Raw genomic sequence first — 21292 nt, forward strand, 5'->3', positions numbered from 1 at the left:
GGCCAGCACGTCGGTGGTCGACGAGCCGCACCCCCACTGCACGGGAACGTTGCTCTCGATGCGGATCGACCCGCCCCACCCGGTGCGCCCCAGCGCGTCCAGCGTGAGCCGGGCGGCGGCCCGGGCGCGCGCGCGGTCGCCCGGCTCCACCGTGAGCGGCCCCGAGCGCAGGGGGCGGAAGCGCACGCTCGTGCGGAACAGGGTGCAGGGCAGGGTGACCAGCCCGTGCTCCACCGTCCCGTCACAGGAGTAGAACATCCCCTGCACGATCTCGCCGTGGTGCGCGTGGATCTCGCCGCGGCCCACGCGAAAGCCGTCCCCGCCCGGCACCAGGCGCGGGGCGGGCGGCGGGGGGAGCGCGGCGGCGCCGCGGGTGTGCAGGAGGAGTGCGGGCTGCATGGCGCGCGGAACCGTGGAAGCTCGAGGGAGCGTGCGTGGACCGCGACCCGGCTCCGGGCCCGGGCGGGAAGGCGTCGTCCCCCTCCGGCGCGAACCGTGCCCGCACCGGCGCGTAACGGTCGACGCGGCGGGTGAACGCCGCCGGTTCGTCTGCAAAAAAACTAATCGTTATTCGCCTATAAAAGCAACCCGCAGCAGGGCGCCCCTCCGGAGACCCTTCGGCCCCCCACCTTCAAGGAAGGTAGACTGCGCTTCCCGGTTGGTGCCCTTCGTACCCGCTCATGGTTGTAGGGCCGAGGGTCTTTGAGCCTCCCCTGCTACGACTTCGAACAGCAAGGCCACACAACGATTTACGTTGTGTGGCCCTGGCTTCGCCGAGCGAAGGCTAGCTGTCGGCAGGGGCGACATGCGTTGCGACGACGAGGGCCTTTCCTCGTTCGAGCCGAATCGCCCACGCCATGCTCGCGCGCACTTCATTCGCCAGCGGATCCCCGTAGGCCTCGGCGCTGTCGTCCAGCTCCGCCACCCACAAGAGATCGAGCGACTTCGTGCGCAGGAAGTGGCGCAGGTATCCCCATTCAGCGAGCAGGGCGGGCGGACCGTGCTCGGTGGCGTCCGGATGCCGCAGGCACACGCTCCCGTCGGGCAGCGTGTAGGTACCGTCCGCTCGCCACGCCAGCGGCTTTCGTTTTCCCAGAAAGGCCGCTCCGGGGAGCGGCACCATCCGGTCGTCGTACCGGGGACGCCACCCCGCGCCCACCCGCGGCTCCATGGTGGGCTGCAGCGGGCCCGCCCCACCCTCCTCTTCGGCTTCGACGCGCGTGCCGGCATCCCGGTACCGGGGGTACTCTCCTACCCACATCGCGAGCCACTCCGCCGAGGACGGCAGCCGCTCGACCCAGTCGGCATCCCCGAGCAGCGTGTCCACTGCCGCGCGGTCCTTCCGCCGGGCCAGGTAGCTGCGGATCGTGAGCGTCACCACCCGCCGCCCCCAGCCGATTTCGGCCCCCGGCTCCTCCAGGTTCCACTGCCGCTGGCCGAACAGGACCGCCCAGGCGCGAGGCGTTTCCGGGTCGTCCGCGGTCACCAGCCCCGCCGGATCGGGCATGCCCGCGCCCGGCCAGCGCGGGCCGTCGTCCCAGATCCGCGTCTCCGCGGCGCCCCAGAACGGCGATTCGCGGGGCAGCCACCACGCGTCGGCTTCCGCGTTCGGCGGGGTCCAGCCCGCGATCGACAGGTCCGACTCGCGCACCAGCCGCTTTACGGAGGCGGGCAGCCGGGGCACCAGCCGCGCGTCCCCCTCCAGGAGAAGGTGAAGCAGCGGCGAGCCCCAATCACTCAACCGCCCGATCAGGCGGCAGACCGCCACGCGCAGGTACTTGGCGGCCGACGGCCCGCCGATCTCCAGGTCGTCTTCCTCCGTCATCGCGAAGATCCCCCGGTCTCGCTGGCCGAAGCGCTGGTCGTTGTAGCCCAGTTCCCACATCTCGCGCGCGATCCCGTTCCGGATCCACCTCGGTTCCCGGGGGAAGCCAGCGGCGTGAAGCTCGCCAACCAGTGCCTTTGCCAGCGACGACCGCCGGAGTGCCTCGTCGATCAGCGCAACGTCGTTCCTGCCGGGCGCCGCTCTTGGCGTCGCTCTTGGCGCCACGCTGGACGGCGCAGCCGCGGTCGCCGGCGGGGGAGGGGCGCCGGCCGGCCCGGTGCCCCTGAGCGCGGAGATCCCCAAGGCGTACCAACGTACCGCGTGGTTCTCCCACGCCGGCACGTACCTGCGCCGCGCCACCAGAGCGGCCAGCTCGCGCGCGTGCTCCGCACCCGGATCGTGCAGGAGCACGGCATACACGGCCGCCAGGTGCTGCTCCGCGACCAGCTCGTCCTCCACCGTGGAGAACCGCTCCAGCACGTCGGCGGCGATGGCGGGATGATGCTGGAAAAGGCGCAGCATGGCTCGGGTGGCCTGTTCGCGCTGATCCGCCTCCGGGGCGCCGCACACCCAGGCGGTGAGGATCGAGGCCAGCCGGGCCGTGTCGGGATCGGCCCCGGCGACCGCGCCCTCCTCCGCCCAATCCAGCAGGCGGGTGACGGGGCTTTCGTTGTTCCACGGCTGCAGCACCCGGGAGAGCAGAACGTCGCGTTCGGGCATCGGCAGGGAAGCGAGCCTCTGGTGCAGCCACTCTGCGTTCAGGGGGTGCATGGCCCGCACGCCGATGGAGAAAAGGACGTTGAGCGCGTGCTCGGCCAGTGCCGGCGACCCCAGCGCTTCGTCCGCGACCGCCACCGCGGCCGGACCGACGGATCCCGGGGTGCGCCAGAGCAGCGACTCCAACACCAAGGGCAGTAGTTCTGCCCGCACGGACGCGGGCGCAACCTCCGACAGTTCGAGCCCGGCCAACTCTGGCAGCTGCACCGCGAGCGCCTCCACCAGGCCGCGGCTGGCCGCGATGGACGGGCCGTCGGCCACGAGCGGGTAAATGCTCCCGTTCGCCGCGAATGCCGTCCGTACCGAGTCCGCGCCGTCGAGCCGGGAGAGAATCTCCTGGGCTCGCAGGTGGTCGCCCATACGCTCGAAACGGAACCGCACCTCGGCCGTGGGCGCGCCCGCGGGTGCCTGCGCTTCTTCGATGCTCAGCAGATCCTCGCGGACCAGTTCGTCCAGGAGGTCACGCCCCAGCCGCTCGCCAGTAGCGGCGGAGACGGCCCGCAGCGCGTCGCGGTAGGCAAGCCGCTGGGCGCCGCCGGCGAGCATTGCGGCGGCGAGCGCCCGCACGCCTTCGTGCACCTGGCGCTCATGGGCAGAAATCCGCAGCCGGGCCGAGATGGCCCTGTTCTTTGCGTCCAGTACCGCATCGATTACGTCGGCCATGCCGTCGCGCCGTGCAGCGAGGTGGCGGGCCCCGGCGCCGCGCGCCGCGGTGCAGACCAGGTGCAGGTACCCCGGGTTGGTGGCTTCGGGACCCAGCGGTGGCATGGCCGGAGCCTCGAGCCCATACTCGTCGAAGAACGCCAGGTAACCAGCGGAACCCGCGATCCCTTCGTGCTCCACCTGGACGATCCCCCGCCACGCACCCAGTACCGCCTGCAGATAGCTGGTGCGGCAGACCACACACAGGCGCAGCCACTCGTAGGGCGCAATGGTTTGAAGGAGCGCGGGAAGCTGCTGCTGCCAGTACGAGCGCGGATCGGTCTCATTGAGTGTGTCGATGAACACCACGCACGGGTACCCTGCCGCTTGGCCGGCGGCGTCGAGCATCGAAAACATCTGGTCGCACCCGATGCTGCCCGGCAACCCGAGAGTGTCACGAATGCGAACCCACGGTTCTCCCTCGAACCCACGGGCGGAGAGCAGCACGGAGGGGAGCCCCACCGCGCTTCGCTCGCGCACCTCGGTGCAGAGCGTATGCGTCTTACCCACCCCGCTCTCGCCGGTGAGCAGAATGGCGCGCTCGCACGCCAGGCGCGGCGGAAGGCTCGAAAGCTCGCTGCGCACCTGCATCAGCGTCACCGTCAGCCCCTTGTCCGGCGCTTTTCCCCCGTCCGGATCCGGGATCCGGGCAGCAAGCAATGCCGGTCCGCGAGCACGAAGGTCCTCCGTCAATTCTTCCGCCCGTTCCAGCAGCCGAACAGCGGGACGGGCGGCACACTCCTCAATGATCGCGTCGAGTTCCTGGAGCTTCCCGTGCAGTTCCGCCACATCCGGCGCGCCGAGCGGCTGCGCCTGGTGCACGTACCATGTAGCCCGCCGGACCCAGTAACGGATCTTCCTCATCCAGTGCCCGAATTCGGGGGTAAGGCCCAGGCTGGCAAGGGCGGCGTGCGCATGGTGCGGACGGGCCAGCGGCGGCCTGTAGTTGGGCTCCAGCGCGGCGACCCGTTCACGCGCGTGCCGGGCGAACCACCCGCCATCCAGCACCATCTCGCCGAACCAGAACAGCAGCCGCCCGCCGGACGGGTCGAGCCTCAGAAAGCGGTCGAGCAGCCCGGAGCGGAACCAGTACTCGAACTCCACGTCCATCCCGCGCTCCTGCGCCTGGATCCGCCACTCGCTTCGGTAGGCCTCCAGCCGTTCCGACTCGCTCTTTCCGGCACGCCCCGCCACCTTTCCCGTAGGGTCGAAAGGCAGCAGGATCGTGTAGCGACGCAGGGTCGGATGCGTCTTCAGCACGGCGTCGACAGACTTTTGCACCTGCGCCCTGACGCTCTTGGACCCGACCAGCTTGGATTGGAAGCCCCACTTCCCGCCGTCCGGAAACGTGTAGAGAGCTTCGACCCCGCCGTCACCGCCCCCGCCGCGAAACCGGTCGTACCTGGCTCCCGTGGGTTTCTCCGCGGCGGCCAGATGGCAGCCGAACTCCTCGAACGCTTCGGTTTGGTTCCCCGCGAGACAATTGATGCGGAAAAAGTCGATCTCGACGATACGAGACATGGTGTTGTGAATGTCAGCCGGGACGATGGTCGATGCCTCCCCCGCTCAGCGGCGATGGGGCACCGGATGCGAATGGTGTGAAGTACACCCCAAGCCGCCGCAGGTACCCGCGCAAACGGACGGGGCGGTTTACCTTTCCGCGCCGCCGCGGCGGCGCGGCGGACCGCAAGCGTGGGACGCTGCAGGCCAGGTCGTGCTTCAGCGTGGACATCACGCGGCCGCGTTGTGTGCCGTCGCTGGCGCGGATATTCTGTTTTCACCGTCCTTTCCTGTTTCGGCGCACACCCCTCCTCCGCCGGCCGGACCCGTCGTCCATGAGCGCATCTCCGGCGCGCGTGGCCTGCTCGCGCTGCGGCGCGCGGGCGCGGCCACCCTGGCCCAGGACCAGGCCACCAGCGTGGTCTACGGGATGCCCGGCGCCGCCGCGCGCCTCGGAGCCGCGGGCCAGGTGCTTCCGCTGCCCTCCATCGCCGCCGCCGTGCTCCGCCACTGCGGCGGCACCGCCCGCGCCGCCGCGAGCGGATGAGGAGAAGCGCTCCGGATCGGTGGCGCTCGGAATCGCTCGTCGCGGGCGATCTCACGACGTTCGCCGTGGCCAGAGCGGCGGGCCGGTGGCGTGGCGGGCTGCAGGCGTGCTAACGTGCGCAGCGTGATCGCGCCGGAAGATCTCCGTCCCCTGCTCGCCTGAATGCGAGGCCGTGCCGAGATGATGCAGCCTACCCTGCTCGCCGTGCTCCTGGGTTTCTCCGCCGTGGCCGTCGCCGCCGCGGTTTCGCCAGCTTCTGCCCAGCGGCGGCACGATCCCGCGACCGTCGCCCGCGTGGACGCGCTGCTGGCGCGGATGACGGTGGAGGAGAAGGTGGGGCAGATGACGCAGCTCACCATCGGCGTGGTGGCGGCGGAGGGAACGCCGCAGCGCGACAGCGTGCGCATCGACCCCGCCAAGCTGCGCGAGGCGCTCGTCAACCGGCACGTGGGCTCGCTGCTGAACGTGGTGGGCGGGTCGCTGACGCTGGACGGCTGGCACGCGCTGATCGGCCAGGTACAGGACGTGGCGACGCGCGAGACACGGCTGGGGATTCCCGTGCTGTACGGCATCGACTTCGTGCATGGCGCCAACTACACGCGCGGCGGCACCCTCTTTCCCCACAACCTGGGGCTGGCCGCCACCTTCGACGTAGACCTGGCGCGCACCGCGGGCGAGGTGACGGGCGACGAGGCGCTCGCCAGCGGCCTCCCCTGGAACTTCGCGCCCGTGCTGGACGTGGGCCGGCTGCCCCTCTTCCCCCGCTTCTACGAGACCTTCGGCGAAGACCCGCTGGTGACGGCGACGCTCGGCGGCGCGGCCGTGCGGGGGATGCAGCGCTCCGGCCGGGTGGCGGCCACGCTCAAGCACTACCTGGCCTACAGCATCCCACGCTCCGGGCGCGACCGCACGCCGGCCGACGTCACCCCGCGCGAGGTGCGCGAGATCTTCCTCCCCCCCTTCGCCCAGGCGGTGCGCGAGGGCGCGCGGACGGTGATGGTGAACTCGGGCGAGATCGACGGCGAGCCGGTGCACGCCAGCCGCTACTGGCTGACCGACGTGCTGCGGGGCGAGCTGGGGTTCGACGGGGTGATCGTCACGGACTGGGAAGACATCTACTTTCTCCACACCCGCCACCGCGTGGCTCCCACCATCAAGGACGCGGTGAGGATGGCGGTGGATGCGGGGATCGACGTCAGCATGAGCCCCAGCGACTACCGCTTCACCGACGCGCTGATCGAGCTGGTGCGCGAGGGGACGATCCCCGAGAGCCGCCTGGACGAGTCGGTGCGCCGCATCCTGCTGCTGAAGGCCGAGCTGGGGCTGCTCGACGCGCCCCATCCCGATCCCGCCCACCGCCGCCTGTTCGCCACCGAGGCGTCTGTGCGGTCGGCCCGCGAGGCGGCGCGGCGCTCCATCACGCTGCTGAAGAACGACGGCGGCATCCTTCCCCTGCGGCGGGACGCGCGCATCCTGGTCACCGGGCCCGCGGCCGCCTCGCTGACCGCGCTGAACGGCGGCTGGACGTACACCTGGCAGGGCACGGACGCATCGCACTTTCCCGAGGAGCCGCGCACGCTGCTGGAGGCCATGCTGCGGCGGGGAAGCGACGTGCGCTACGTGGCGGGTTCGGGCTTCACCCAGGCGGGCGACCTGGGCGCGGCGCTGGACGCGGCGAAGAACGCGGACGTGGTCGTGGTCGCCGTGGGCGAGGACGCCTACTCGGAGTGGGTGGGCAACATCGACGACCTCACCCTTCCCGAGCCGCAGCTGCGGCTGATCGAGGCGGTGCAGGCGACGGGCACGCCGGTGGTGCTGGTGCTGGTGGAAGGGCGCCCACGGGTGATCAGCCGCGTGGCGGACCGCGCGCGGGGGATCGTGATGGCGTACTGGCCGGGGATGTACGGCGGCGACGCCATCGCCGACGTGCTCTTCGGCGAGGTGAACCCGTCGGGAAAGCTGCCCTTCACCTATCCGCGCCATCCCAACGCGCTGGCCACGTACGACCATCGCTACACCGAGACGACGAACAACGACTTCGGCCGCGGCCCCGGCGGCTTCAACCCGCAGTGGGAGTTCGGCCACGGGCTCAGCTACACGACGTACGCCTACCGCGACCTGCGGCTCGGCTCCCCCTCCATCGGCCCGGCGGACTCGCTGGCGGTTCGCGTGACGGTGGCGAACACGGGAGCGCGCGCGGGGCGGGAAACGGTGCTTCTCTTCACCCGCCAGCACTACGCCTCGGTGACACCGTCGATGCGCCGTCTGCGCGCGTTCCGCACGGTGGAGCTGCAGCCCGGCGAGTCGCGCGAGCTGACGTTCACGATCGCGGCGGACGACCTGCGCTTCGTGGCGCGCGACGGGCGGCGGGTGCTGGAACCGGGGGCGTTCGACGTGATGGTGGGCGGCCTCACCGGCACCTTCCACGTCACCGCCGGAGGAACGCGCTGATGGATGCCTCGCGCTACGAGAACATGGCCTATCGCCGCGCCGGCCGCAGCGGGCTGCGGCTTCCCGCGGTCTCGCTGGGCCTCTGGCACAACTTCGGGAGCGTGGATCCGTTCGAGACCGCCCGCGACATCGTGCTGCGCGCCTTCGACCTGGGCGTCACCCACTTCGACCTGGCGAACAACTACGGGCCGGTGCCGGGCTCCGCGGAGGAAACGTTCGGGCGCATCCTGCGGCGCGACCTGGCCGGCCATCGCGACGAGCTCATCGTCAGCACCAAGGCGGGGTACCGGATGTGGCCGGGCCCGTACGGCGACGAAGGCTCGCGCAAGTACCTGCTCGCCAGCCTGGACCAGAGCCTGGCCCGGCTGGGGCTGGACTACGTGGACGTGTTCTACCACCACCGGCCGGACCCGCAGACGCCGCTGGAAGAAACCATGGGCGCGCTGGAGCAGGCGGTGCGCTCGGGGAAGGCGCTGTACGCCGGTGTCAGCAACTACCCGCCGGAGCTCACCCGCCAGGCCGCGGGGATCCTGCGGGAGATGCGCGTGCCCTTCGTGCTTCACCAGCCCAAGTACAGCATGCTGGAGCGCACCCCCGAGCAGGGGCTGTTCCGGGTGCTGGAGGAAGAAGTCGTGGGCTGCATCGTCTTTTCGCCGCTCGCGCAGGGGCTGCTGACGGACCGTTACCTGAGGGAGATCCCGGCCGATTCGCGCGCCGCCAAGCCACACGGCTTTCTTCGCGAGGAGCAGGTGACGGAGGGGCGCCGCGCGCAGCTTCGCGCGCTGGACGCCATCGCGCGCGCACGCGGGCAGAGCCTGGCGCAGCTGGCGATCGCCTGGGTGCTGCGCCACGCCGCGGTCACGTCGGCGCTCATCGGCGCCAGCCGCGTGCAGCAGCTCGAGGACAACGTGGCCGCCCTCGGCCGCCTCGCGCTCGCGGACGACGAGCTACGGGAGATCGACCGGGTGCTGGGCCAGGAGGAGTCGTAAGAGCGGGCGATTCGGTCGCGCCGAACCGTTTCGATGCGGCGGCGCACCAGCGTGGTGCACCATCCCGGTGCGCGCGCTGGTCTCGTTTTGTCGTAAGTGCAGGCGGGGTCGTACCTTGGATCAATCGACGATTTCGGTTCGTCGCTTGCCTTAGGTGGGAGCATCACCATCCCGGCGCCGTCCCCCCATGTGGCGCCAAGGCCCCTTCGCTCCCCCTTGGAGACGCCCCATGAATCGCAAGCTGTTCGTTCTGGCCCCGCTGGCCCTGGCCGCGTGCGTCGACACGCAGGCGCCGATGATGCCCGACGCCGAGCCGACGGGAGCCTCGTTCGCCGCCGCCCCCGCCCAGGACTTCGTTCCCGGCGAGGTCATCGTCAAGTTCCGCGCGGGCACCTCGGCGGAGGCGCGCGGCGCCGCGCTGCAGCACGCCAACGCGGCCGTGCGCGAGCGCATCGTCACCAACGCCATGCGCGGCGCGGGCGACCGCGAAGGGCTGACGGTGGTGCACTCCGGGCTGGGCACCGCGGCGGCCATCGGCCGCCTGCGCGGCAATCCCAACGTGGAGTACGCCGAGCCGAACTGGATCTACACCCACAACGTCGTCTCCACCGACACGTACTTCACCAACGGTTCGCTGTGGGGCATGTACGGCGACCTGGGCTCGCCGGCCAACCAGTACGGCAGCCAGGCGTCCGAAGCCTGGGCCCTCAACCACACCGGCTCCAAGAGCGTCTACGTCGGCATCATCGACGAGGGCTACCAGTTCAGCCACCCGGACCTCGACGCGAACGCCTGGCTCAACCCGTTCGACCCGGCCGATGGCGTGGACAACGACGGCAACGGCTACATCGACGACACCCGCGGCTGGGACTTCGCCAACAAGGACAACAGCGTCTACGACGGCGGCACGCGCGGCTCGCAGGACACGCACGGCACGCACGTGGCCGGCACCATCGGCGCCGAGAGCAACGGCACCGGCGTGGTGGGCGTCAACTGGAACGTCACCATGATCTCGGGCAAGTTCCTGGGGCGCCGCGGCGGCTCGACGACGGACGCCATCCTGGCCGTCGACTACTTCACCGACCTCAAGAAGCGCCACGGCCTGAACATCGTCGCCACGAACAACTCGTGGGGCGGCGGCGGCTTCAGCCAGGCGCTGCTCGATGCCATCAATCGCGGCGGCAACGCGGGCATCCTGTTCATCGCGGCAGCCGGAAACGGCGGCAGCGACCAGGTGGGCGACAACAACGACGCCGTCGCGAGCTACCCGTCCAACTACACCTGCACGGCCAACGGCTCGTACGACTGCGTGATCGCGGTGGCCTCGATCACCAGCACCGGCGCCCGCTCCAGCTTCTCCAACTACGGCGCCAACACGGTCGACATCGGCGCGCCGGGCTCGGGCATCTACTCGTCGCTGCCGTTCAACACCTACGGCTCGTACAGCGGCACGTCGATGGCCACCCCGCACGTCACCGGCGGCGCGGCGCTGTACTCGGCGTCGAACCCCGGCGCCACGGCCGCGCAGATCCGCAACGCCCTCCTGAGCAGCGCGACTCCGACCGCGTCGCTCAGCGGCAAGACGGTCACCGGCGGCCGCCTGAACGTCAGCGGCTTCTGATCCGCCAGAACGTGGACGCGGAACGGCGCTGACCAAGGCGCCGCCGCACCACCCGGAAGGCCCCGGCTGCCATCGGCACCCGGGGCCTTTTCGTTCCTCCGAACCACGAAAAGGAATCCGCGGCACGTCCAACCTTCGTATATGGTCCAAGGGTACGCGCGGACGCGCCGTGCGGCCCCGAACCAAACACGAGGAGAACCGGATGATTCGCTCCACGCCGCTTTCGAGCCGGCTGCTCGCCGTACTGGCCCTCGCCGCGGCCGTTTCCGCGTGCGACAACCCCGCGGACTCATCGTCGTTCGAGCCCCAGGGCCGCAGGATCTTCGCGGTGGACGGCGCCGGAAACCTGGTCACCTTCGGCAGCCAGAACCCGGGCGAGGCGCGCCGCGTGGCCATCTCGGGGCTGCAGGCGGGCGAAACGCTCGCCGGGATCGATTTCCGCCCCGCGGACGGGCGCCTGTTCGCCGTGGGCAACTCCAGCCGCATCTACACGGTCGATACGCTCACGGCCGCCGCGACGCCGGTGGGCGCCTCGCCGTTTACGCCGGCGCTCGCCGGCAGCGCGCTCGGGTTCGACTTCAACCCCACGGTGGACCGCATTCGCGTGCACGGGAGCACGAACCAGAACCTGCGGCTTCACCCCGTGACGGGTGCCCTCGCCTTCGTGGACACGGCGCTGACCTACGTGGCGGGCGATCCCGGTGCCGGATCTACGCCGCGCGTGTCGGGAACCGCGTACACCAACAGTGTGGCCGGCGCCACGGCCACGGCGCTGTTCGGCATCGACAGCAACCGCGACGTCCTGGTGCTGGTGGGCGCGCCCAACGGCGGGCGGATGACGACGGTGGGGAGCCTGGGCGCCAACACCACCGACGACGTGGGGTTCGACATCGCCGGCCCTGACGCCACGCGCGAAGCGTACGTAACCCTGACGGTGGGAAGCCGCTCGGAGCTGCACACGATCAACCTTTCGACCGGCGCTACCACGCGCATCGGAACGATCGGCACCTCGTCGCCCATCCGCGGGATCGCGGTCGCCCCGTAGCGCCTGGAGTTCCACCAGAACCGACGATCGCCGCGGGAGAGATGCTCTCCTCGCGGCGATTCGCTTGTGCGGATTGCCAGCGCAAGCGTGAGGCCGGCTGGAGCGGGCATTGCGGGAGCAGGGCATCACTCGTATGAACGGTCGGGCGTCCGCAGCCCTGGCGGCCGCCGCCCGCCCGGAGCCACGCGGATGGGCTCCGGCTTCAGAACCAGAGGCGCAGTGGATCAGCGAACATCCAGTGAGGACGACTTCCCGCACGCAGATAAGCGGGATTCTGCCGGACTGAAGGCTGCATTGGCCGAAGCATGGGCCGACGAGCGTCCGCATGTCGAACGGCTCACGGTTACGGCTGCGATTCTGGCGGCAGCTCTGCAGAACGAAGGAATGCGCGCCACGTTGGTGGGTGGCGGAGCCGTGGAGTTTTATGTCCCGGGCGCTTACACGACCCATGACATCGATTTCGTGGTCGAAGGCAGGAGCCGGGCGGCGATCGATGCCGTATTCACGTCACTCGGCCTTCGCCGGCACGGACGGCACTGGGTGCGGGAAAGCCTGTACGTCGAAGTTCCCGATGACTATTTGAGTGATCCGGCGGACACATTCGATGTGGGTCCACTCACGTTGCGTGTGATCCGCAAGGAGTACATCCTCGGCGAGCGGATCGTGGGATTTCGATGGTGGAGGTACTACGGTCATGCAGAGCAGGCCTTGAGCATGATGGCCGCGTTCGGCCCCGACCTCGACGAGGCAGCCCTACGTGCGTACCTCAAGACGGAGCAGGCTGAACACGCGTATGATCTACTTCGACGCTTCATGGATTCAGGAACTCCCGTGACGGCGCAGAACCTTGATGTGCTTTGGTACGAGCACTATCGTTAGCGCCGGGAGGAAGTCAATGGACATCAACAGCTTCGATCTGTCAGCACTGCGTGCGATGTGGGCGTCGCGGAGAGAAGCCGCTGCGGCTCTTCGCGCACGCACCGAACCCAGCGGGATGACGAGGCCCGCGCGCGACCCCGATGAGCGCGAGTTCCTGCGCGAGCAGGGTGCCGAAGGCCCTTTCGTGGAGGTGGACGAGCCGGGCTGGCGGGAGTGGCGCAGGCTGAAATCTCGCCCGCGCCCGTAGTGAGGCACACACCGGCTACGTGCGCCGGCACGGCACCCCAAACGACGATCGCCGCGGGAGAACTGCTCTCCTCGCGGCGATTCGATTGTGCGCGGGGCGCGCCGTGTCGGCGCGCCCGGTGGGCTGTCAGGACCTCAGGCCACCTCCGCCGGGGCCATCACGCCCAGCACCCGCTCCATCGCCATCGTGTGGCTGCAGGTGGCGTGGTGCCGGAAGTAGTCGCAGTCGCAGCGCCAGTGCCCTTCGTCGAATCCCACCTTGTGATTGCCGTTCTTGCCGTCGAAATCCACTTCCAGACGCGCGAAGTGGATGCGCTCGGGTTCCGTGGCGTACTCACGTGCCTTGTGGATCTTGTTGATCATCCCGGAATCGAGCATTTCAGCCTCCCCGTAAACGGGTGAAAACAAAAACGCCCGTGCAGCAGGGCTGCAGGGCGTTCCGATGGGCGGAGCGTCGCGCGACGGTGTGGAAAATGAGCTTGCAAATCTTCAAGTCCCACCTCCTCTCTTCCGGCTTCCACCAGGGCGGCACTCCCGTTTCCGGAGGCACCCCGATGAGGGCTCCCAGCCCTCGCTCGCGCCCGGCTCCACTGCGAACCTATACCACGTTCGCGGCGCGCGCAACACCCGTGATCGCCTGGATGGAGCACACTATTTTCCGGCGGATGGAGCGTCTGGCTATGTCATTGCGAGCACGGGATTTGCCCTGTGTTGTCCCCGAATGGACGACGCATCAACCCAGCAATCGGAGGCAAGGATGTCGAACCTGAAGACGGGGTACCAGGGACCGGGCAACGTGACTACGGGCAACACGCCCGAAGGCGTGCAGGGAGAGCACAACAAGGGCGACGAGTTCGGCGCGCGCCGCCCGGCGACGTCGGGCACCAACCACGACGCCGACACGAGTGGCGAGTCCATGAACCAGGGCCACGGCCACCCGCGCGACCAGCACTCGCAGGACTGACGAAGGAGGGCGTGGGGGCGGGCATTCGTGCCCGTCTCCGGCGTCCGCGGCTCGCTGACGGGTGTGGAGGGCGCGGCTGTGGGTAGCCGGGCTGCACCAAACTGACGCACACCCCTCCCGGGAGCGGGTGAACCCGCCTGGAACAGCGGAAAGCCCGACACGGGCTGCTGGCGCGTCCCGTTCGGGCTTCACCTGCACGCGGCCTCAGATGTCGACGTGCACGGCACTGTCCCGCCCAGTCCGCGCAGGCGGACTTCGTGACGTGCCAGCTGCGGTTTCAACCGCCGGGGTGGGGGCCGAGGCCTCTGCCTCCGTGCCCGCTGCCGCGCCCGGGCTTGTACGTTTCCGCCGCTAGATCCTTCGGCCCGCCGGGTATGGTTTGCGGGCAAGTGCGGTGTGGCTTGGCCTCAGGATGACAAGTCTTTGCGCGCCAAGGACTTGGATGCGCCGCCAGGCCTGAGGTGTATCCCCTCTCCCGCTTGCGGGAGAGGGTGGCACGCGTGTCAGCGCGGCCGGGTGAGGGCCCCACGGCAGCCGAGGCCACGCACGGGCCTCACCCCACCCGGAACAGCCGCGCCCGCTCGTGGTAGCGGGTTTCCAGCGCGTCGCGCAGGTCCGGGTGGTTGGCCAGCTCGGGGTCGCGGTCCACGATGGCGCGGGCTTCGCCGCGGGCGGCGGTCAACAGCTGAAGGTCTTCTTCCAGGTTCGCGAACCGGAACGCCGGCACCCCCGACTGCCGCGCGCCGAACAGGTCGCCCGCGCCGCGCAGGCGCAGGTCGGCCTCGGCGATGGCGAAGCCGTCCTCGGTGGACGCGAAGATCCGCAGGCGCTGGGCGGCGTCGCCCCCGGTGTACAGCAGAATGCAGAAGCTTTCCTCCGATCCACGCCCCACGCGCCCCCGCAGCTGGTGAAGCTGCGACAGGCCGAACCGCTCCGCGTGCTCGATCACCATCACCGTGGCGTTCGGCACGTCGATGCCCACCTCGATCACCGTCGTCGACACCAGCACGTCCACCTCGCCCGCGGCCACCGCGCGCATGGTCCGGTCCTTTTCCTCGCCCGGCATCTGCCCGTGGATCAGCGCCAGGCGCAGGTCCGGGAACACCTCCTTCAGCTGCTCGAACTGCACGGTGGCGGCCTTCAGGTCCACCTTCTCCGACTCTTCCACCAGCGGGTAGACGATGTACGCCTGCCGCCCCTGCTCCACCTGCTCGCGGACGAACTTGAGCACCCGGGGCCGCGCGGACTCAGCACGCAGCGCGGTCTTGATCGGCTGGCGGCCGGGCGGGCGCTCGTCGAGCACGGAGATGTCGAGGTCGCCGTACAGTGTCAGCGCCAGCGAACGCGGGATGGGCGTGGCCGACATCACCAGCGTGTCGGCGTTCTCGCCCATCTCCTGGATGGCGAGCCGCTGCTTGACGCCAAAACGGTGCTGCTCATCCACCACCACCAGCCCCAGCTTGTGGAACTCCACGCCCTCCTGGATGAGCGCGTGGGTGCCCACCACGATGTCGGCGTCGCCGGAGGCGATGCGGTAGCTGACCTCGCGCCACGCCTTGGCGCCCAGCCGCCCGGTCATCAGCGTGACGCCCACGGGCAGCCCCTCCAGCAGCTTCTGCAGGGTGCGCGCGTGCTGCTCGGCCAGGATTTCGGTGGGCACCATCATCGCGGCCTGGTAGCCGTTTTCCGCCGCCCGCAGCATGGCGAAGAGCGCGACCACCGTCTTGCCCGATCCCACGTCGCCCTGCAGCAGCCGGTTCATCCGCCGGGGGCGCCCCATGTCTTCGCCGATCTCCTTCAGCACGCGCTTCTGGGCGGCGGTGAGGGTGAAGGGGAGCGACTTGTGGAACGGCTTGACCAGCGTGTCGCGGCGCGGAAAGGCGATGCCCGGGCGCTCGGCGGCCGCGCGGTGGTGAGCCTGCGCGTACAGGAGCTGCAGGAAGAAGAGCTCCTCGTACGCCAGCCGGCGGCGCCCCTGCTCCACGTCCTTGAGCGACGTGGGGCGGTGCATCCAGTCCAGCGCCTGCGCCAGCGGCACCAGCCCGGCGCGCTCGCGGATCTCCCGCGGCAGAAGGTCTTCGTCCTTGGCCTTGCGCAGCAGGTCGTCCAGGTTTTCCGCGATCAGCGTGCGGACCTGGCGATGGGTGAGGCCCTCGGTGGCGGGGTACACGGGGAAGATCGTGCCGCTTTCCTCCGACGCGTCCTCGCCCTCGCGCGCCAGGGTGGTGAACTCCTTGGGCTGGAACTGGCGGCCGTGATAGAAGCGGCAGGTGCCGCTGAGCAGAAGCAGGTCGTTGCGCGCGATGGTGCGGTCCAGGAACGGCTGTCCCGGCCACGAGCACTCGATCAAGCCGGTGCCGTCGCGCACCACCGCCTGGAAGATGCGCAGGCCGCGGCGCGTGGGAAGCACGCCCTTGCTCACCACCCGGCCCACGATGGTGGCGTCCATCCCCGTTTCCAGGTCCTTGATGGGGGTGACGGTGGATGCGTCCTCGTACCGGTGGGGGACGTGGTACAGCACGTCCCGCGCGGTGAGCAGCCCCAGCTTGGCCAGGAGCTCCGCCCGCTTGGGGCCCACGTTCTTCAGGAACTGCGCGGGCTTGTCGAGGTCGGTGTACTTGGGCATGGATGCTTGGGATGGCGCGGGCGCCGCGCGCCGGTGTCGTTCGGAATCTATTCGGCGGGGCCGTAGCGGGGAAGTGCGTGAGTGCGGGAGTGCGTTACTGCGGGAAGACGAGGCGTGTGCTCTCGTCCTGTCGTGGCGAAGTTGTTATCTTTCCCCTGTCCAACGCACGCAACGGAAGCAGGATACGGGGATCGTGACCCACGGAGCCGGGGTTGATGTTCAGGGCGGGCTGGCGGCCATCGCCGCCACGGTCGAGCGTGGCGGGCGCATCAGCGCCGACGACGCGCGGCTGCTGTGGGAGCACGCCTCCGACGACGAGCTGAAGCGGCTGGCCGGCATCGTCCGGGCGCGCTACCACCAGCCCGATGCCGCCACGTACATGGTGATGCGCATCATCAACTACACCAACGTGTGCGTGGCCCAGTGCGACTACTGCGCGTTCTACGTGCTGCCCAACCAGCAGGGCGGCTACGTGATGACGCGCGACGACGTGTTCGCCAAGATCGACGAGCTGCGCGACTTCGGCGGCGATCTGGTTTCGTTCAACGGCGGATTCAACCCCAAGCTGCCCCTGCACTACTACTGCGACCTGTTCGCCGCGGTGCGCGAGCGGTACGGCGACAGCATGGAGTTCTACGCGCTCACCGTCGCCGAGTTCATGTACCTGGCGGACCGCGCCAAGCTGTCGTACGCCGACACGGCGGCGCGGCTGCGCGATTCCGGGGTGCACTGGATCACCGGCGGCGGGTCGGAGATTTTGACGGAAGATTTCCGGAAGCGGCACGCCAAGTTCAAGTACACCGTCCGCGAGTACTTCCAGGCGCAGCAGGCCATCGTCGAGGCCGGGATGCGGACCACGGGGACGATGGTGATCGGCTTCGACGAGACGATGGACGAGCGGCTGGAGCACCTGCAGCGCACCCGCGACTTCCAGGACCAGTGCCTGCAGGCGGGGCACGGCGGGCTGTTCTCGTTCCTCAGCTGGTCGTACAAGCCGTACGGCACGGCGTTCGGCGGCACCGAGGTGGGCGCGGCCGAGTACTGGAGGCACATCGCGCTGTCGCGCATCTTCCTGGACAACGTGAAGCACGTGCGCACCTCGGTCCTCACCCGCAACGAGGACGCCTTCCGTGCGCTGGAGTACGGCGCCAACGACTTCGACCTTCCCATCGAGGACGAGGTGACGCAGAAGGCCGGGGCGCGCATCGACCTGGACCTGGACCGGCTGCTCGCTATCCCCCGCCAGATGGGGTACCGGGTGGAATACCGCCACGCGGAACGCCCGCCGATGGCCGCCGTCGCGTGAGCCTGCTGGACGACGTGCTGGACCTTTTCGGCTGGGCGCCGCCCCCCGGTGCCCAGCCGAAATCGTCTGCGAAACCTCCGAAACCCAGGGCCGCACCGCGTCCGCCCCGGCAGAACGCGGCGATCCAGGAGGCGTTCCCCGAGCCCGGTGTATCGCCGCCGGTGGATAGCCCGGTGGCGGCTCCTCCCGCGGCTAAACCCGCCCCGGCGCGGCCGAAGGCGATCGGCCGCACGGAGCGGGAGATCCTGTCCATCGTGTCGCCGGTCGCGCCGCAGATCCGGCGGGTGGTGTTCACGAAGAACCGGCGGGTGATGGCGTCCGTCGCGGAGCGGGGGACGGCGCTGCGGCTGAACACGGCGTTCGCCGCCGCGCCCGAGGACGTGCTGGTGGCGGTGGCGCGGCTGTTCTCGGCGCGCGACGCGCGGACGCGCAACCGGGCGCGCGACGCGGTCCGCCGCTTCATCACGCTGATCCCGGCGGAGGCGGTGCCGCCGCGCCGGACACGCACGCGGCAGGTGCTGGCGTCGGACCGGCCGCAGATCGAGCGGCTGCTGGCGGAGTTCCGCCGCGTCAACGCCGCGCACTTCGGGGGCACCCTGCCCGAGGTGCCGCTGTACCTGAGCGGGCAGATGCGGCGGCGCAACGGGCATTTCAGCTCGTCGCCGCTGGAGATCGTCATTTCGCGCGTCCTGTGCACGCACGCGCTCCCCGCCGAGTCCGAGGCGACGCTTCGCCACGAGATGATCCACCTGTGGCAGCACGCGCAGGGCAAGAAGCCGGACCACGGCCCCGAGTTCCGCGCCTGGGCACGCAAGCTGGACGTGCACCCGCGCGCCACGCGGCCCGTGAAGTGGGAGCGCAAGCCGCCGAAGTAGGGCTGCGGGGTGGATGGGCCGGCTCTGGCGCATGCCGCGGCGCCCCCCATCCCCAGCCCTTCCCCCGCAAACTGCGCGGGGGAAGGGAGCCAGTGTGGAGCGTCGCCCAAGGGTTGGGAGCCGCACAAGGGCCTGTCATCCTGAGGCCCAGGCGCGCCGAACCGGCCCGCAGCACACTCGTCGCGGGCCGAAGGATCTAGCGGCGGAAGGGAAACAAGCCCGGGCGCGGCAGCGGTCACGGAGCCTGAGGCCTCGGCTGCCGTGGGGCCCTCACCCGGCCGCGCTGGGGCGACTGAAGTCGCGGCAACAAAGGCCCAAAGTCCGCCTTCGCGGACTGCACGCGCAGTCGGGTGCGCAGAGCCAGCCGAAGCGCGGTTCAGGTCTCCCCCTCCCCTGCGCAGCGGGGGAAGGGGGCCGGGGGGAGGGGGCTCCCAGGGACATGCGCCGAATCCCGTCGAACCCCGTGAGAAGTGCACCTCTCTCCCGCGCAGTTTGCGGGGGAGAGGCCGGGAGAGGGGGCTCCCGCGGCATGCGCCGAGGCCACTCGAACCCCGTCCGAAGTTCTCCCCTCTCCCGGCGCAGTTTGCCGGGGGAGGGGCCGGGGGAGGGGCCCACCTGCGGCGCGCGCATCAGCCGTCGAAGCCCACCCCTATTCTACCAAACGAAAATCGCGAGTCGATGCAGGATTTTTCCAGGGAAGCAGACCTCGAGTTGGCCATCCGCGCCATCCGCGCCGCGGGCGAGGCGGTAATGCGCGCCTTTCGCGTGGAGCAGGAGGTCACTTTCAAGTCGCCCGAGCAGCCCGTCACCGAGGCCGACCTGGCCGCCGACCGCGCGCTGCACCGCGTTCTGCTGGGCGAGCGCCCCGGCTACGGCTGGCTCTCGGAAGAGACGGCGGACTCGCCCGAGCGGCTGAAGCGCGAGCGGGTGTGGGTGGTGGACCCCATCGACGGCACCAACTCGTTCGTGGCGGGCCGCCCCGAGTTCGCGCTGTGCGTGGGCCTGGCGGAAGGGGACCGCGCCGTGCTGGGCGTGGTGCACAATCCCGTCACAGGAGAGGTGTTTCACGCGGTGGAAGGAGGCGGCGCCTTTTGCGACGGCCAGCCGATCCACGTCTCGGAACGGGGGACGAGCGAGGGCCCGCGCATCGTGGCCTCGCGGTGGGAGATGAAGCGGGGCGAGTTCCACGCGTTCGGTGACTGGAGGGTGGAGCCGCTGGGCAGCACGGCGTACAAGATGTGCCGCGTGGCGGAGGGCGGCGCCGAGGCGTTCGTCTCGCGCGGCCCCAAGTCGGAGTGGGACGTCTGCGCGGCCGTGGTGATCGTGCGCGAAGCCGGCGGCACCGTAACGCGCATCGACGGCCAGGAGCCGCGCTTCAACCAGCCCGACCCGCACTGGAAGGGAATCGCCGCCTCCAACGGCCGCGTGCACGACGACCTGGTCCGCCTCGCCTCCCAGCCGCTCTAAGGAACGGCTCGGCGTCAGGTGGTGGACGGCAGGTCCACTGTAGGGCGTTCCGACGAGATCCATCGTGAGCCGTGCTCCAGGATCGCGAGCACCTTGGGAAGCACGCGATTGATGTCGTCCACTGAGGCGCGTGTCTTCCAGCCGTACTCGATTTGGATCCGCTCCAGCCGAAGCCCCTGGAACTCCTGAAGCAGCATCTGCAGTTCTTCCCCCGCTAGCAGGCCCGCCGCCGCCAGGGTGACCTCGTGGTGGTTCTGGGCCCGCACGCGCAGGTTCGCGGTCCGAACCACCGCCAACGCCGCGATCCTGCCCGCGTCGTACGCCGACGTGAGGCGCCGGTTTGGGCTGCGGTTCGGCAGCGCGGCGTCCTCGTATGCCTCGGACGCATGCGACCACAGGCCCTGGACCTCCTCGTCAGAAGCCGCTTCCTGCACCAGCCGTCCCATGCTGATCAGGTTTGCGATCCGGGTATTCATGCCATCACCTCCGGCGTCACGGGTAGGTGATCCAGCGAGCCGGCCAGCCAGAGCTTGGGACCGGTGAGGGCGCTAGATAGAAAGCTCGCCCCAGGGCCGATGTCGCGACGGAACGAGTCGCTGTCGTAGCGCTTGGCGTCTACCGGGCGGTCGAGCACCAGCGCCGCATCCAGCAGCGCCTTCCCGAGTTCACGGTCAGGGAGCGCATCCCCGTAGACCAGCAGGTCGATGTCGCTGTCCGGGCGCTCGTCGCGCCGCGCGAACGATCCAAAGATGAACGCCGCCTCCACCCCCGGCACCCCGGCGAGCGCGTCGCGCAACACCAGGGCCGGGGCGTATGCCTGCACCAGCGAGGTCAGCGCGGTCCATTGCGGGTGCTGCTGATTGCGGGAAATGATGGTGTGCCGCCCCTCCGCTTCCCGGCGCAGCAATCCAAGCTCCACCAGCCGATCCACCTCGATCTGCAGCGATCGCTTTCCCACGATCCCCACGTGCCGGGCCAATGCTCGCGCGTGCAGGCGCGAGTCGGGGTGCACCACGAAATGCACTACCATCCGCGCCCGCGCTTCAGAGCCCAGCAGTCCCGGCAGCTTATCCATACGCACCTCCTTTGCCCCATAATGTAGGGCGAGGCTCGGGTTCGTACCAGTCCCGCCTCGCGAAACCACCAGACTCGCCGATTCGTAGGATGTTCCGCGTAATCGTTGCGGACCAAACCTGTGGAAAGACGATGATCGAGTTAGTGGTGGAAGTTGTGGTGTGGCTGCTGCTCGAGGGGCTGTGGCGACTCCCGCTTCGCTTGTGGGTTTCGGTGGGGCTCGTTGCAGTGGGAGTCGTCGCCACGAACGCGGCGTTCGAAGCCACGGGTCCCACCCGCCCGATGCTGTTCGCTCTCACCGGTGCATGCCTGGTGCTCAGCCCGGCGTCGCTGATCCTGTGGGCGAACAGCCCACGGCGTCCCCGCCCGCGGCGGCGATAATGCTGGACGTGGTGGAG

16 protein-coding genes and 2 pseudogenes are annotated in these 21292 nt (G+C 69.8%); 12 read left to right on the plus strand and 6 right to left on the minus strand.

The genetic code is table 11. From position 1 onward, the window contains the following. A pseudogene (locus tag VGB24_RS14300) lies at window positions 1-399 on the minus strand (hypothetical protein); the annotation flags it as partial. Window positions 400-784: 385 nt separating this feature from the next. Continuing rightward, window positions 785-4825, minus strand: coding sequence for a hypothetical protein (locus VGB24_RS14305; RefSeq protein WP_331073630.1), 4041 nt, complete (start codon window positions 4823-4825; stop codon window positions 785-787). 328 nt (window positions 4826-5153) lie between these two features. On the opposite strand from VGB24_RS14305, the pseudogene VGB24_RS25355 reads away from it, so the two are divergent. From VGB24_RS25355 to VGB24_RS14340, 7 genes and pseudogenes are all read left to right on the plus strand, one after another. Beyond that, window positions 5154-5351 (plus strand): annotated as a pseudogene (locus VGB24_RS25355) (chemotaxis protein CheB); the annotation flags it as partial. Between the two features lie 180 nt (window positions 5352-5531). Next, window positions 5532-7802 (plus strand): glycoside hydrolase family 3 N-terminal domain-containing protein, encoded by a 2271-nt coding sequence (locus VGB24_RS14315; RefSeq protein WP_331073632.1) that lies wholly within the window; start codon window positions 5532-5534, stop codon window positions 7800-7802. Beyond that, window positions 7802-8791: an aldo/keto reductase gene (locus VGB24_RS14320; RefSeq protein ID WP_331073633.1), complete on the plus strand. Its 990-nt coding sequence runs from the start codon at window positions 7802-7804 to the stop codon at window positions 8789-8791. Before VGB24_RS14315 ends, VGB24_RS14320 begins: the two co-directional genes overlap by 1 nt. 229 nt (window positions 8792-9020) lie before the next feature. Further along, window positions 9021-10412, plus strand: a complete 1392-nt coding sequence (locus VGB24_RS14325; protein ID WP_331073634.1) for a S8 family peptidase — start codon at window positions 9021-9023, stop codon at window positions 10410-10412. Window positions 10413-10614: 202 nt separating this feature from the next. Beyond that, window positions 10615-11457: a DUF4394 domain-containing protein gene (locus VGB24_RS14330; protein WP_331073635.1), complete on the plus strand. Its 843-nt coding sequence runs from the start codon at window positions 10615-10617 to the stop codon at window positions 11455-11457. Window positions 11458-11676: 219 nt separating this feature from the next. After that, on the plus strand, window positions 11677-12336 hold the full coding sequence (locus tag VGB24_RS14335) for a hypothetical protein (RefSeq protein WP_331073636.1): 660 nt from the start codon (window positions 11677-11679) through the stop codon (window positions 12334-12336). Window positions 12337-12451: 115 nt separating this feature from the next. Further along, window positions 12452-12583, plus strand: coding sequence for a hypothetical protein (locus VGB24_RS14340; protein WP_331073637.1), 132 nt, complete (start codon window positions 12452-12454; stop codon window positions 12581-12583). Between the two features lie 134 nt (window positions 12584-12717). Here VGB24_RS14340 and VGB24_RS14345 read toward each other — a convergent pair whose 3' ends face one another. Next, window positions 12718-12960: a hypothetical protein gene (locus tag VGB24_RS14345; protein ID WP_331073638.1), complete on the minus strand. Its 243-nt coding sequence runs from the start codon at window positions 12958-12960 to the stop codon at window positions 12718-12720. Window positions 12961-13339: 379 nt separating this feature from the next. Between VGB24_RS14345 and VGB24_RS14350 the strand changes: the two genes are divergently transcribed. After that, a complete protein-coding gene (locus VGB24_RS14350; RefSeq protein ID WP_331073639.1) occupies window positions 13340-13546 on the plus strand; it encodes a hypothetical protein in 207 nt (68 codons plus the stop codon). Between the two features lie 553 nt (window positions 13547-14099). Here VGB24_RS14350 and recG read toward each other — a convergent pair. Then, window positions 14100-16223, minus strand: a complete 2124-nt coding sequence (recG, locus tag VGB24_RS14355) for an ATP-dependent DNA helicase RecG (RefSeq protein WP_331073785.1) — start codon at window positions 16221-16223, stop codon at window positions 14100-14102. A gap of 142 nt (window positions 16224-16365) precedes the next feature. On the opposite strand from recG, the gene VGB24_RS14360 reads away from it, so the two are divergent. The 3 genes from VGB24_RS14360 (at window position 16366) to VGB24_RS14370 (ending at window position 19820) form a co-directional block, all read left to right on the plus strand. Further along, on the plus strand, window positions 16366-17478 hold the full coding sequence (locus VGB24_RS14360; RefSeq protein WP_331073640.1) for a radical SAM protein: 1113 nt from the start codon (window positions 16366-16368) through the stop codon (window positions 17476-17478). Between the two features lie 173 nt (window positions 17479-17651). Continuing rightward, a complete protein-coding gene (locus tag VGB24_RS14365; RefSeq protein WP_331073641.1) occupies window positions 17652-18353 on the plus strand; it encodes a SprT-like domain-containing protein in 702 nt (233 codons plus the stop codon). Between the two features lie 678 nt (window positions 18354-19031). Beyond that, entirely contained in the window at window positions 19032-19820 is a 789-nt protein-coding gene (locus VGB24_RS14370; RefSeq protein WP_331073642.1) for a 3'(2'),5'-bisphosphate nucleotidase CysQ, read from the plus strand. Between the two features lie 14 nt (window positions 19821-19834). On the opposite strand, the gene VGB24_RS14375 is transcribed toward VGB24_RS14370, so the two are convergent. Then, entirely contained in the window at window positions 19835-20296 is a 462-nt protein-coding gene (locus VGB24_RS14375) for a hypothetical protein (RefSeq protein WP_331073643.1), read from the minus strand. Then, window positions 20293-20895, minus strand: coding sequence for a nucleotidyltransferase domain-containing protein (locus VGB24_RS14380; RefSeq protein WP_331073644.1), 603 nt, complete (start codon window positions 20893-20895; stop codon window positions 20293-20295). Before VGB24_RS14380 ends, VGB24_RS14375 begins: the two co-directional genes overlap by 4 nt. A gap of 131 nt (window positions 20896-21026) precedes the next feature. Between VGB24_RS14380 and VGB24_RS14385 the strand changes: the two genes are divergently transcribed. Further along, window positions 21027-21275, plus strand: coding sequence for a hypothetical protein (locus VGB24_RS14385; RefSeq protein WP_331073645.1), 249 nt, complete (start codon window positions 21027-21029; stop codon window positions 21273-21275). Window positions 21276-21292: the final 17 nt, after the last annotated feature.

This window comes from Longimicrobium sp. (assembly GCF_036399935.1).
Lineage (GTDB): Bacteria > Gemmatimonadota > Gemmatimonadetes > Longimicrobiales > Longimicrobiaceae > Longimicrobium.